At 71.2% G+C, this 13,279-nt stretch carries 11 protein-coding genes; 8 read left to right on the top strand and 3 right to left on the bottom strand.

The genetic code is table 11. The annotated features are described in order from the left end of the window. The first annotated feature begins 17 nt into the window (after positions 1 to 17). From AC2CHE_RS09075 to AC2CHE_RS09065, 3 genes are all read left to right on the top strand, one after another. The gene (locus AC2CHE_RS09075) at positions 18 to 290 is read left to right on the top strand and encodes a hypothetical protein (protein WP_484504451.1); all 273 of its coding nucleotides are present in this window, start codon (positions 18 to 20) and stop codon (positions 288 to 290) included. Between the two features lie 39 nt (positions 291 to 329). Further along, entirely contained in the window at positions 330 to 860 is a 531-nt protein-coding gene (locus tag AC2CHE_RS09070) for a PH domain-containing protein (protein ID WP_484504450.1), read from the top strand. Between the two features lie 137 nt (positions 861 to 997). After that, complete coding sequence (locus AC2CHE_RS09065; RefSeq protein WP_484504510.1) at positions 998 to 2,281, top strand: PH domain-containing protein; 1,284 nt, start codon at positions 998 to 1,000, stop codon at positions 2,279 to 2,281. Positions 2,282 to 2,299: 18 nt separating this feature from the next. Here the strand turns inward: AC2CHE_RS09065 and AC2CHE_RS09060 are convergent, their stop codons facing one another. Continuing rightward, positions 2,300 to 3,319, bottom strand: coding sequence for a phosphatase PAP2 family protein (locus AC2CHE_RS09060; protein WP_484504449.1), 1,020 nt, complete (start codon positions 3,317 to 3,319; stop codon positions 2,300 to 2,302). A gap of 115 nt (positions 3,320 to 3,434) precedes the next feature. On the opposite strand from AC2CHE_RS09060, the gene AC2CHE_RS09055 reads away from it, so the two are divergent. Together AC2CHE_RS09055 and AC2CHE_RS09050 are read left to right on the top strand one after the other, a co-directional pair. After that, entirely contained in the window at positions 3,435 to 3,839 is a 405-nt protein-coding gene (locus AC2CHE_RS09055) for a thioesterase family protein (protein ID WP_484504448.1), read from the top strand. Beyond that, positions 3,836 to 4,672, top strand: a complete 837-nt coding sequence (locus AC2CHE_RS09050; protein WP_484504447.1) for an MBL fold metallo-hydrolase — start codon at positions 3,836 to 3,838, stop codon at positions 4,670 to 4,672. The genes AC2CHE_RS09055 and AC2CHE_RS09050 overlap by 4 nt, the downstream gene beginning before the upstream one ends. A gap of 62 nt (positions 4,673 to 4,734) precedes the next feature. On the opposite strand, the gene AC2CHE_RS09045 is transcribed toward AC2CHE_RS09050, so the two are convergent. After that, positions 4,735 to 5,670 carry a PfkB family carbohydrate kinase gene (locus AC2CHE_RS09045; protein WP_484504446.1) on the bottom strand — a complete coding sequence of 312 codons (936 nt, stop codon included), beginning with the start codon at positions 5,668 to 5,670 and terminating at the stop codon, positions 4,735 to 4,737. 404 nt (positions 5,671 to 6,074) lie between these two features. Between AC2CHE_RS09045 and AC2CHE_RS09040 the strand changes: the two genes are divergently transcribed. Continuing rightward, on the top strand, positions 6,075 to 7,190 hold the full coding sequence (locus AC2CHE_RS09040; RefSeq protein ID WP_484504445.1) for a lytic polysaccharide monooxygenase auxiliary activity family 9 protein: 1,116 nt from the start codon (positions 6,075 to 6,077) through the stop codon (positions 7,188 to 7,190). 59 nt (positions 7,191 to 7,249) lie between these two features. Here AC2CHE_RS09040 and asnB read toward each other — a convergent pair whose 3' ends face one another. Then, positions 7,250 to 9,211 carry an asparagine synthase (glutamine-hydrolyzing) gene (gene asnB / locus AC2CHE_RS09035; RefSeq protein ID WP_484504444.1) on the bottom strand — a complete coding sequence of 654 codons (1,962 nt, stop codon included), beginning with the start codon at positions 9,209 to 9,211 and terminating at the stop codon, positions 7,250 to 7,252. 132 nt (positions 9,212 to 9,343) lie between these two features. Between asnB and AC2CHE_RS09030 the strand changes: the two genes are divergently transcribed. Together AC2CHE_RS09030 and AC2CHE_RS09025 are read left to right on the top strand one after the other, a co-directional pair. Then, positions 9,344 to 10,825, top strand: coding sequence for an aminopeptidase P family protein (locus AC2CHE_RS09030; RefSeq protein WP_484504443.1), 1,482 nt, complete (start codon positions 9,344 to 9,346; stop codon positions 10,823 to 10,825). A gap of 363 nt (positions 10,826 to 11,188) precedes the next feature. Further along, positions 11,189 to 12,952 carry a right-handed parallel beta-helix repeat-containing protein gene (locus AC2CHE_RS09025; protein ID WP_484504442.1) on the top strand — a complete coding sequence of 588 codons (1,764 nt, stop codon included), beginning with the start codon at positions 11,189 to 11,191 and terminating at the stop codon, positions 12,950 to 12,952. Positions 12,953 to 13,279: the final 327 nt, after the last annotated feature.

Raw genomic sequence — 13,279 nt, 5'->3', positions numbered from 1 at the left:
GTCCTAGACTGAGCGGGATGACGCACTCCGACAGCCCCGCCGAAACACTGCTATGTTCGGCCCGCGGGTGTCGTGCCGCGGCCCGATGGGCACTGCGCTGGAACAATCCCCGCCTGCACGCGCCGGAGCGGCGCAAGACCTGGCTCGCCTGTGACGTGCACCGGTCGTCACTCGGCGACTTCCTCGGCGCGCGGGCCTTTCTGCGCGAGGTCACCCCGCTGGCGGGATCGCCTACGCTCGAAGAGTGGACGCGTACAACGAAAGACCGGCACCGTGAGCGCGAGGAGTGAGCTTGCGAGCCCCGCAGTCGCGAACGAAAGGCCGGCACCGTGAGCGATGACGCGCCCGAGTTCCGGCCGCCGGCCGCGCCGACCAGCCCGCTCGAACCGTGGCCGGACGCCGTCCGGTGGCAGTCGATATCGACCGACCTGATCTGGGTGGAGTTGTTGCGCCTGGCGGCCGGGGTGGCCGTCGTCTCGGCGGTGCTCGGTGTCGGTTGGGCGCTGACCGGTTCCTGGACGTTCGGCTTGGCGCTCGGTGCCGTCGGGCTGTTCGCTCTGTGGCGGGTGGTGACCATCGTCCGGGCGGTACGGGCCTGGGGCTATGCCGAACGTGAAGACGACCTGCTGGTCCGGCACGGTCTGCTGGTCCGCCGGCTGTCGATCGTCCCGTACTCGCGGATGCAGTTCGTCGACGTCAGCGCCGGCCCGCTGGAACGGGCATTCGACCTGGCGACCGTGCAGTTGCACACCGCTGCGGCGGCGAGCGACGCCCGGGTGCCGGGGCTGCGTCCGGCGGAGGCGTCCCGGCTGCGGGACCGCCTGACCGCGCTCGGCGAGGACCGGGCGGAAGGGCTGTGAGCGGGTCGGCCGCTCCGGGTCCGGACCGGACCCCGCCCACCGCTGAAGAGCACAGTCACGTCGGGAACGCGGTTGGCGACCAGGCGCCCCGCGGGTGGGTAGGTCCACCGCCGCAGGATTCGTCGGCGCGGCAACGGCTGCATCCGTTGAGTCCCGCGCTGCACGGCGCCAAGTCGCTGGTCGTGGTCATCGCCGGGTTGTCCTGGTCGACCCTGTCCCGGGTCGGGTTCGGTTGGTTCGTCGCGATGGTGATCGTGCTCGCGCTCGGCGCGAGCGTGCTGGCCGTGATCAGCTGGTACAACACCGGCTACCAGGTGGTGGGCCGGGAGCTGCGCATCCACGAGGGGTTGCTCTGGCGGCGCACCCGGGCGATTCCGCTGGAACGGCTCCAGGCCGTCGAGGTGGTCCGGCCGCTGCTCGCGCAGCTCACCGGGCTGGCCGAGCTGCGCCTGGAGGTGGTCGGCGGCGGCAAGACCGAGGCCCCTCTGGCGTACCTCAGTGTCGCCGAGGCCGCGGCGCTGCGGCAGCGCCTGCTGACCCTGGCCGGTCACCCCTCCGGTGCGGTGCCGGCGCGGCCGGTGCCGGCCGGCGCAGAGGCACCCCCGCCGCCCGGCCGTCCGCTGCACGCGGTGAGCAACCGGGACCTGCTGATCAGCCAGCTGCTGACCCCGCAGGCGTTCCTGCTGCCCTTCGGCGTGGCCTTCGTGGCGACGCAGTTCCTGTCCGAGGGCTCCTGGTCCTTCATCGCGGTGGCGAGCACGCTCACCGCGATGGCCGGTGTCCTGCTGCAACCCGTCCGCCGGGTGCTCGACGACTGGCGGTTCCAGCTGGCCCGCGACGACGACCGGCTGCGCATCCGCAACGGGCTGCTGGAGACCAGGTCGCAGACCGTACCGTTGCACCGGGTGCAGACCGTGCGGGTGACCTGGCCGTTGCTGTGGCGGATGAAGGGCTGGCTGCGGCTGCGGCTGGAGGTGGCCGGTTACGCCGCCGGCGAGGCCGGCGAGCGCAACCGGCCGGACCGGCTGCTTCCCGTCGGTGACCAGCCGACCGGCGAGATGATCGTCGCCGAGGTGCTGCCCGGGGTGGCGCTGTCGTCGCTGCCGCTGCGGCCACCACCGGCTCGGGCCCGCTGGGTCAACCCGCTGAGCCGCCAGGTGCTCGGTGCCGGCCTGACCGAGCAGGTGCTCGCCGTCCGTTCCGGCCTGCTCACCCGCCAGTTGACGATCGTGCCGTACGCCCGCTTGCAGAGCGTCCGGGTGATGCAGGGGCCGGTGCAGCGGCTGCTCGGCTTGGCCACCGTGCACGCCGACACCGCTGGTGGTGCCGGCGCGGCAGCGGCGGACCGGGACCTCGCCGACGCCTGGGCCCTGGCGGCGGAGTTGGCCGCCCGGGGCCGGGCCGCCCGGCGCGCGGGCTGACCTGGCGCGGCGACGGAGTCAGCGGGGGGCGGGCACGGCGGAGGAAGCCTCGGGCACGTGCTCGGCGGTGTCGATCGGGCCGGGGCGGGCCTTTCGGCGCGCCCACCAGCGTTCGGCCCAGCCGACCGCCAGGAACGTCATCCCGACGTACGCCCAGCCGACCAGCACGTCGATCACGTAGTGCTCGCCGCTGTAGACCAGCGTGAAGGTCATCGCCAGCGGGTAGGCCAGCAGCAGCGGCCACCAGCGACGCCGGGCGTTACGCAGGAAGAACAGCACCACGAACAGGGCGAAGGCGGTGTGCAGCGACGGCATCGCGGCCACCGGGTTGGAGGCCAACTGCCCGGCGTTGAGCAGGTTGCCCGCCCCGTGCATGCCGAACGCCTTCCAGCCCCGGGTGGAGATCCGGGCAACCTCCTCGATCAATCCGTTCTGTGCCGCCCACCACGGCGGCGCGGCCGGGTAGAGGAAGTAGGTGATCAGGCCGGTGCCAAAGAGGAAGAACCAGCGGCGCATGAACGCCGCCCACCGGCTGCGCTCGAGCATCCAGAGCACCGCCGCGGCGGCCAGCGCCGCCACGAAGTGCGAGAAGTACACCCAGCTGACCAGGACGTCCCACCAGCGGACCTCCGGCTGGTACAGGTGCTGCTGCAACCAGACGGTCGGCACCTGACCGTCCATGGCCCAGCCGAACATCAGGCGGTCGGCCAGGATCAGCTCGTAGGCGTGTGGCACGGTCCCGTCGTGGTAGGCGAACCCACGGGAGAGGTTGTAGGCGACCAGCAGCAGGACCACCGGCACCCAGTCCCGGGCGAAGCGCAGGTGGCTGCGCCACGGGCGGGCGGAGTACCAGGCGATGGTGCCGGCCCAGATCCATAAGAACGCGTACACGGGGTCGGTGGGCAGGCCGATGACGAGCCACCCCGCCACGAAGGCGACGCCCCAGACCGACATCGCGATTACGCGGCGGCGCCCGCCGTCGAGCGGGGCGGGCGGCTCGGTCGGGGCTGGGGGCTGGGGGTCGGTCGCGGCAGACATCGCGGACAAGGTTAGCGGCGACCCGCGCCCGACCGGCGGCAGGAGCGCCTGCGGTGTCGTGGCGCATCTGCCCGGCCGCGTGGCCCGGGCTCCGCCGAGCACCTACGCTGTGGCCATGCGGGAGCCACCGGATCAAGCCCTGGCCCCGGGTCTGACCGCCCGGGTCGAGTTGACCGTCACCGACGCCGACACCGCCCAGGCGGTCGGCTCCGGCGACGTTCCGGTGCTCGGCACGCCACGGGTGCTCGCCCTGGCCGAAGCGGCGACCGTGGCCGCGACCGCCGGCCACCTGCCGGACGGCTCGACCACCGTGGGCACCCGGGTGGAGTTGGAGCATCGGGCCGCGACAGCGGTGGGCCGCACGGTCGCGGCGCAGGCCCGGCTGACCGAGGTGGAGCGGCGGCGGCTGGTGTTCGAGATCACCGTCACCGAGGGCGGGCAGGCCGTCGCCGAGGGGCGGGTGGAGCGGGCCCTGGTCGACCGGCACCGGTTCCTGGCACGCGCCGGCGGGGCAGCATGACGACGGCCGGCCGGTTCGTCGAGGTCGCCGACCGGGTGCTCGTGCTGCGTGAGCCGGTGCTCGCGGTCAACGTCACGTTGGTGCTGGGCGACGGAGCGGCGCTGCTGGTGGACACCCTCTCCACCGTTGGGCAGGCGACCGAGCTGGCCGCCGCCGTACGCGCGGTCACCACCGACCCGCTGACGCTGGTGAACACCCACCACCACTTCGACCACTGCTTCGGCAACGCCACGCTGGCGGGTCATCCGGCCCGCCCGGTCTGGGCGCACGAACTGGCCGCCGTGACGATCCGCGACGAGTCGGACCGGCTGCGCCGGGAGGCGTACGCGGAACTGCAACCCACCCATCCGGAACTCGCCGCCGAGCTGGCCGACACCGCACTGCTGGCGCCCACCCACACCGTACGCACCGAGGCGGTCCTCGATGTCGGCGGCCGACAGGTGGTGCTGCGCCATCCGGGGCGGGGGCACACCGACGCCGACCTCGTCGTGCAGGTTCCCGACGCCGACCTGCTGGTCGCCGGTGATCTTGTCGAGCAGGCCGGTCCGCCGGCGTTCGAGGACTCGTACCCGTTGCAGTGGCCGGACGCGCTCGCCGAGCTGTCGCGGTCCATCTCACCGGGGACGGTGGTCGTGCCCGGCCACGGCGCGCCGGTCGACGCGGAGTTCGTCCGAGCCCAGCACGCCCAACTGGTGGAGCTGGCCTGGCTGATCCGGGCCGGGCACACCGGCGGCGCACCGCCCGAGCGAGTCGCCGCCGAAGCCCCGTTTCCGGCCCGGCACGCGCTGATCGCCGCCCGGCGTGGATACGCCGAACTCGACGGCACCGCCTGACCTCGTCCCCCGCGATCGACGCCGGTCTGCCGGTCGGATGGCCCCCGGCCGGAGGCTTGCCGTCAGTCGCCGAAGCGCTGGCGCACCTCGTCGCGGGTGGGCATGGCGACCGCGCCGCCGGGGCGTTCGCAGACCAGGCCGGCCACGCGCAGGGCGTACCCGACCCGCTCGTGCCAGCCGGACGGGCCGACCGGCTCGCCGTCGGTCAGCAGGTCGGCGACGAGGGCGGCCATCACCGAGTCACCTCCACCGGTGGCGTCGACGGCGTCGACCTTCGGGGCGGGTACGCGTACCGGATCGGCATCTGCGGCGGCGATCACCGCGCCAGCCGCGCCGAGGGTGACCACGACCGTGGCCGCGCCGAGTTCGCGCAGGTAGACCGCCACCGACTCGACCGGCTCACCTGGATAGAGCAGTTCCGCGTCGGCCGCGCTGAGCTTGACCAGGTGCGCCCCGGCGGCGAACTCGGCGACCACCTCGCGCAGTCCGGCCAGCGCCTGCGGGCCGGCCAGCAGCCGGGGACGGACGTTCGGATCGAACACCCGCAGGCCCGGAGCGGCCGCCCAGGCCCGGCGGGCGGCGGCCAGCGTCGTCGGTGCCAGCAGCACGATCGAGCCGCAGTAGAGCACCTGAGCGCCCTCGACCAACGCGACGTCGAGTTCGTCGGGACCGAGCAGCGCGTAGGAGGGCGGCTCGCCGTAGAAGCGGAAGTCCGGTTCCGCGCCGGAGAAGGTGGCCACGGCCAGCGTGGTCGGTAGCGCAGCGGTCACCGCGCCGGCCAGGCCGACCTGCTCGGCGGTGAGGAAGTCCCGGATCCGGCCGGCGAGCACGTCGTCGCCGAGCGACCCGACGAACTGCACCGCGCCACCGAGCCGGGCGACACCGACGGCGACGTTCAGCGGTCCACCGCCGATCGCCTGCCGGTAGACCGGCGCGCCGTCGCACTCGGTGTCCAGCAGGTCGACGAGCGCCTCGCCGAGCACGACCGCGTATCCCATCGTCAGGTCCTTCCGTCTGCCGTACGTGATGCCCAGGCTGGCACAGCGGGTGTGCGCCGGGGTGTGGAAGTCACGGTATTGGCGCGACCCGGGCCCCGCACACCGGGTCGGTCGCACACATCGAGGGGTGACTATTGCGCCAAGCGCGTCGGCATGGTGGGATGGTGATGCCAGGTGGCGCGGGGCTGCGCGTCCACCGGTGCCGGGCTTCACATCGCGCGAGGGCATTCACGCGTCGACACTCCGCCGGCGACAGCGTGCCGGGCTGGGCCATCCGTCCCCATCCGCACGGTCGCCGCGTAGTCGCATTTCGCCCGCAGCAGCGGGGGCGGCACCATACCCGTCCACCCGCGCGTTCGGCGGGGCGCGCCCACGCAGTGCGCTCCGCGAGTCAGGAGAAACCCGTGCACCGTCCACGCTTGGCCGCGCTGCTAACCGCGGCTTTCACTCTTCTCGCGGGTGCGGTCGTCGTGACCGCCAGCCCCGAGCCGGCCGCCGCGCACGGCGCGGCGATGACGCCGGGCGCCCGCACCTTCCTGTGCTGGCGCGACGGCCTCACCCAGTCCGGTGAGATCAGGCCGAACAACCCGGCCTGTGCTGCCGCCGTCGCGCAGAGCGGGACGAACTCGCTCTACAACTGGTTCAGCGTGCTGCGTTCCGACGCCGGCGGTCGCACCACCGGCTTCATCCCGGACGGCCAGTTGTGCAGCGGCGGGGCCACCGGCTTCCGCGGCTACGACCTGGCCCGCAACGATTGGCCGTTGACGCACCTGACGGCCGGCCGGTCGATCGAGTTCAAGTACAGCAACTGGGCCCACCACCCGGGCACGTTCTACTTCTACGTGACCCGGGACAGCTGGAGCCCTACCCGGGCGCTGGCCTGGAGTGACCTGGAGGCCCAGCCGTTCCTGACGGTGACCAACCCGCCGCAGCGCGGTGCGGTCGGCACCGACGACGGTCACTACTACTTCACCGGCAACCTGCCCTCGAACAAGAGCGGCCGGCACATCATCTACTCCCACTGGGTCCGCTCGGACAGCCAGGAGAACTTCTTCGGCTGCTCCGACGTGGTCTTCGACGGCGGCAACGGTGAGGTGACCGGCATCGGCGGCAACCAGTCCACGCCCCCGCCGAACCCGACCACCCCGCCGCCGAGCCCGACCACCCCGCCGCCGAGCCCGACCACGCCCCCGCCGAGCCCGACCACCCCGCCGCCGGGCCCCGGTGGCTGCACCGCCACGGTCAAGGTGACCAGCAGCTGGTCCGGTGGATTCCAGGGTGAGGTCGAGATCCGCAACACCGGCACCTCGCCGCTGAGCGGCTGGACCGCCAGTTGGAGCTGGCCCGGTGGCCAGCAGATCAGCCAGGTCTGGAACGCCACCCAGACCACGTCCGGATCGTCGGTGACGGCCCGCAACGTGTCGTACAACGGCACCGTCGCGGCCAACGGCAGCACGAGCTTCGGCTTCCTCGCCAGTGGCAGCAACGCGACGCCGACGGCGACCTGCGCCAGCAGCTGACCGTCAGCAGCACGAAGGGGGCCCCGCGCGGGGCCCCCTTTCGCTTGTCCGTTCGCCGCTCAGCGCACCATGGAGCCGACGACGGGCTTGGTCAGCAGGGCCGACTGGTTGCGTTGGATGCCCGGGTCGAGGGTCTTCGCGACGAAGATCGCGTGCCAGATGCAGAAGATCAGCACCGTCCACACCTTGCGGGAGTGGTCGAACTCCTCCCGCTTGTGCTCCTCCAGCAGACGCAGCGCGTACGACAGGTCGAGCAGGTCGCCGGCACCGGAGGTGGACAGCACGTGCCGGGCCCACTCGTACATCTCGCCGCGCAGCCAGACCCGGGTCGGGGTCGGGAAGCCCAGCTTCCTGCGGTTGACGATGGCCGGCGGCACCACACCCTGCAACGCCTGGCGCATCGCGTACTTGGTGGCGTCGGAGCGTGGCGGCAGCTTCAACTCGACCGGGATTTTCGCCGCCACCTCGAACACGGCACGGTCGAGGAAGGGCACCCGCACCTCCAGCGAGTGCGCCATGGAGATCCGGTCCGCCTTGACCAGGATGTCGCCACGCAGCCAGGTGTAGAGGTCGACGTACTGCATCTTGGTGACGTCGTCCAGCTCGGTGCACTCGGCGTAGATCGGCGCGGTCACGTCGGTGTAGCGCACCGACGGGTCGTAGCGGCGCAGCAGCTGCTGCTTCTCCTCCTCGGTGAACATCCGGGCGTTGCCGTAGTAGCGCTGTTCGATCGGCGTGGTGCCGCGCTCCAGGAAGCTCTTGCCCTTGACCCCCTGCGGGATCGCCTTGGAGACCGCCCGCAGGCCCTTCTGCATCCCGTCGGGCAGCCCGTTGACGCCGCTCAACGAGAGCGGCTCCCGGTAGATCGTGTAACCGCCGAAGAATTCGTCGGCGCCCTCGCCGGAGAGCACCACGGTGACGTGCTCGGCGGCCTTCTTCGCGACGAAGTAGAGCGGCACCAGCGCCGGATCGGCGACCGGGTCGTCCAGGTGCCAGACGATCTTCGGCAACGCGTCGATCATGTCCTGCGGCCCGATCTTGGTCGGGATGGTGGTCACGTCGAGGTGGCGGGCCGATTCCTGGGCGACGTCGATCTCGGAGTAGCCCGGCACGTCGTAGCCGACGGTGAAGGTGAGGATGTTCGGGTTGAACTCCCGCGCCAGGGCGACCACCGCCGTGGAGTCGATCCCGCTGGACAGGAACGAACCGACCGGCACGTCGGAGCGCATGTGCACGCGTACGCTCTCGCGCAACGTCTCGCGGATCTCGTGGTAGAGCTTCTGCTCGTCGGAGACCGGCGCCGGCCGGAACACCGGCCGGTACCAGCGCCGCACGTCGATCCGGCCGCCCGGGGTCCAGGTGAGGTACTCCCCCGAGCCGATCCGGTTGATTCCCCGGTGCAGGGTGCCGGGCTCGGGGACGTACTGCAGGGTCAGGTAGTGGCTGAGGTTGGCCGGGTCCACCCCGGCGTCCCCGGCGTACGCCGACTGGGCGAAGGGCAGCAGGGCCTTCTTCTCCGAGGCGAGGTAGAGCCCGTCGGCGGTCTCCAGGTAGTGCAGTGGCTTGATGCCGTAGTAATCGCGGGCACCGAAAGCGCGACGCTCCTGCCGGTCCCAGATGACGAAGGCGAACATGCCCCGCAGCCGGGTGAGTACCTGCTCGCCCCAGTAGTGGTAACCGGCGACGATGACCTCCCCGTCGCCGTTGGTGGCGAACCGGGCACCGAAGTCGCGGATCAACTCCTCGCGCAGCTCGATGTAGTTGTAGATCTCGCCGTTGAAGGTCAGTAGGTAACGCCCGGCGGCGTAGGGCAGCGGCTCGTGGCTGAGCGCGACGTCGATGATCGCCAACCGCTTGTGGGCGAACACTCCGTCCGCGTACCGGCCGGAGGCGTCACCGACCACCTCGACCCCGGTCTCGTCCGGGCCGCGGTGGTGCAGGCATTCCAACGCTCCGGCGATGTTGTCGCGGTGGGCGGCGGCATCGCCGCGCGCACTGAAGAAAGCCAGGAGTCCGCACATGTCCGTCATCTTTCCACGCGTGCTGATCGGCCGTCGCGGCACTGTCGGCTCACCGCAAGGCCACCGGCGGGTCGGCCGCGCCCGGGTTCGCGGTACCGTCGGGACCAGCATTGAGGCGAAGGGAGCGGGGCAATGACCGAGGAACGCGACGACGGCAAATCGACCGACGGCACCGAGTCGCACGACCCGGATTTCCCGCCCGCGTTCCTGTCGTTCATGCGGCGTGGCTGGCAGGACACCACCCTGCCGGTCGGCCCGCGGCCGGAGGTGCCGAACTACGCCAAGCGTCGGGCCGCCCTCTCGGCGGCCTTCCCGGGCGAGACGTTGGTGATTCCCACCGGCGGTGAGAAGGTACGCGCCAACGACACCGAGTACCGATTCCGACCGGGCAGTGACTTCGCCTACCTGACCGGGGACCACGAACCGGACAGCGTACTGGTGCTGCGGCCGAACGGCTCCGGTCACGACGCAATGCTGTACATGCGGCCCCGCTCCTCCCGGGAGAACGACGAGTTCTTCCGCAGCCGTCATGGCGAGCTGTGGGTGGGCCGGCGACACACCCTGACCGAGAAGTCGACCGAGTTGGGCATGCCCACCGCCGACCTGACCGAGTTGGAGGCGGCGCTGGCCGGGCTGGCGCCCGCGCGTACCCGGGTGCTGCGCGGCTTCGACGTGCGGGTGGACACCGCGGTACGGCCCTGGGACGGCCCGCGCGAGGAGGGACAGCCGGCCCGCGACCGTGAGCTGGCGATCGCCGTCGCCGAGCTGAAACTGGTCAAGGACGAGTGGGAGATCAGCCAGCTCCAGGAGGCCATCGACGCCACGGTCCGCGGCTTCGAGGATGTGGCCCGGGTGCTACCGGCCGACCGGGGCGTCTCCGAGCGGCTTTTGGAAGGGGTATTCGCGCTGCGGGCCCGGCACGACGGCAACGACGTCGGCTACGGCTCGATCGTCGGTGCCGGTGAGCACGCCACGATCCTGCACTGGGTGCACAACCACGGCGTCACCCGACCGGGTGAGCTGCTGCTGATGGACATGGGTGTGGAGGGACGGCGCCTCTACACCGCCGACGTGACGCGGGTGCTGCCGGTCGACGGGCGGTTCACCCCCTTGCAGCGCCAGATCTACGACATCGTGTACGCCTCGCAGCAGGCCGGCATCGAGTTCATCAAGCCGGGGGTGGCGTTCAAGGACGTGCACCGCACCTGCATGCGGGTGCTCGCCGAAGGGCTGGCCGAGCTGGGGCTGCTGCCGGTGAGCGTGGACGAGGCGATGGACGACAACTCCACCGTCTACCGTCGGTGGACCCTGCACGGTTTCGGGCACATGCTCGGCATCGACGTGCACGACTGCACCAACGCCCGCAAAGAGATGTACCGCGACGGCACCCTGGGCGAGGGGTACGTGCTCACCGTCGAGCCGGGGCTGTACTTCCAGTCGGAGGACGAGCTGGTGCCGGAGGAGCTGCGTGGCATCGGCATCCGGATCGAGGACGACGTCCTGGTCACCACCGCCGGCGCGGTGAACCTCTCGGCGGGCCTGCCGCGCCGGGCCGACGAGGTGGAGACCTGGTTGGCCGAGCAGCGCGAAGCCGGGCCGCGACTGCCCGGCTGACCGTGCCGCCCGACTGATCGGGCGGTACGCGTCGACCGGGTTCCCCAGCTCGCCGAGCTGGTAACCCGCAGTCAGGAGGGCGGGCCCCCGCCGGAGCGACCAGACTGTCGCTCCCGGCGCGGGTCCGCCCTCGTCTGTCCTGAGGACAGGGTTTTTGTCCTGTTCAACCGCTTTCAGCCAGATCTGGCGCGATGGCGTGAGTACGCCCGATCAGGTGCCAATGCGGCTTTGTTTCAGATTCATCCTTGTCGCGAGGAACATTCTCATACGGTGGTCACCAGAGGCTGCAACCTATTTGTAGCTGATCGCACCCATTCGCTCGGTGCGAACCAGTCCGGTAGCAGGAAAGGGCGGAAGGCCTTGATGTCTGATGACGTGACCACTTCCTATGGTGGGCCGCCCCCGGCGCCACCACCCCCGGCACCGCCGGGGCTTCGACGACGAACACTATGGCTCACCGCGGGCGTCGCCGGCCTGACCGGCGTGGTCGGTCTGGCCGCCCTGGGTGGCGTGGCCGCCCGCGACGACCGATCCGGCGCGTCGGGCCGGACGGACACGCAGTCCAACGCCCGGCAGAACGTCAGCGACGCCGGTAGGGCCGACACGACCGAGAACGGCGACGCCAAGACCTATTCGGCCGGCGATCATGCCGGCCGCAAGGGCGCCGGGCGCACGGACGATGGCGGTGGCGACAAGGACCGGGTTCACCAGGTGCCCTGCGACACCGACAAGCTGATCCAGGCCATCGTGCACGCCAACCAGAACCAGGGTGGCGTACTCGGCCTGGCCCGGCACTGCACGTACGAGCTGACCCGCGGCGATGACGGCAACGGGCTTCCGGTGATCACCAAGCCGATCACCTTGAACGGCGACGACAGCGAGATCGTTCGGGCCGCGAACGTGGCGCGGTTCCGCATCCTCAACGTCGGCCGAGGTGGTCATCTGACGCTGAAGGGCGTGACGGTGAAGGGCGGCCAGACCGTTCCGGGCATGACGACCGCGGCACCGGTCACGGGACTGGAACTCGGCACCGTGAAGCCCGCCGGGACCGCACCGGCGGCCAAGGCCAAGGCGGCCAAGGCCAAGGCGGCCAAGGCCAAGGCGGCCAAGGCGAAGGCGGCCGAAGCCAAGGCGGCCAAGGCGAAGGCGGCTGCGGCGAAGCCCACGACCGACGGGGCCAGGGCGACACCGGCGGCGAAGGCCGGGGCCGGGGCCGGCGGAGCGGACGTCGCTCCGCCGAGCATCGCCGCCGACGGCGTCGACGGAGGCGGAATCCTGGTGCAGCGAGGCGGCACCGCAGACCTGGAGCACAGCCGGATCGTGCAGAACCAGGCGACCCGCAACGGTGGTGGCATCGCCAACTACGGCACCACCACGATCCGCCACAGCACGGTGGAACAGAACAGTGCCGGCGGTTTCGGCGGCGGCCTGTTCAGCACGGGCACCCTGCGGGTCGAGGAGTCGAAGATCGCTTACAACAACTCGGGCACCGGGGGCGGTGGCATCGCCAACGGGTCCACGCCCAACGGGTTCGCCGGCACGGGCGGCACGGTCTGGATCTGGAAGACCACGGTCAGCCACAACCGGACCGGGGTGCTCGGCGGCGGCGTCTTCGTCAACGGTGGCGACACCACCGCCGCCCAGAGCCAACTCGCCGACAACACCAGCAGCCTCGACGGTGGCGGCCTGGTCGCTCTCGGCGACAGCCGGCTCAGCCTGGAACACACGCTGGTCGTCCGAAACTTCGCCAGCGACGACGCCGGCGGCCTCGGGATCGCCGAAGACTCCACCGCGGTCATCGCCCACAGCGTGGTCAAGGAGAACGTGGCCGCCAACGGAGCGGCGGGCGGCCTGTTCAACGACGGCGCCTCGGTCACCCTGCGCGACTCCGAGCTGTGGGCCAACCACGCCTCGGGTACGGCCGGTTTCGCGGGCGGCCTCGCCAACCGGGACGGGGTGACCACGCTCATCCGCACCAAGGTCGCGGACAACGTGGCCACCAACGCACCCGGCGGCATCTACACCGACAACGACCAGGTGGAGATCGACCGGAAGTCGGCGGTCACCGGTAACCGACCGACCAACTGCATCGGCAGCCCGGTCATCCCCGAACGCTGCTTCGGCTGACCCATCGCCGATGCGAGCGACGAGCAACAGGACAGCAACACCACATAGAGGGGCTCCTCCGTGGCGCTCGGCGCCGCGGAGGAGCCCCACCTTCGTCCGGCTTCTTTCTCTTACAGGGCGTCCGAGCGGGTCAGGGCAGGTCCGGGCGGAAGGCACCCCGGCGTGCCGGTCAGCACGTTCCTGGGGGTTCTTGCCCGGCAACGTACCTGATGTGGGGTTATTTCGGATAAGCGCCTGAGGTGAGGAACATTCCCATACGGTGGTTCTGGGAGCTACAACCGATTTGTAGCAGGGGACGTCGCCTGTACATGACGACCCTGTCGGGTA

It is taken from the genome of Micromonospora sp. ATLC16 (assembly GCF_057196645.1).
This window is presented reverse-complemented; position numbering and strand designations above follow the sequence as displayed.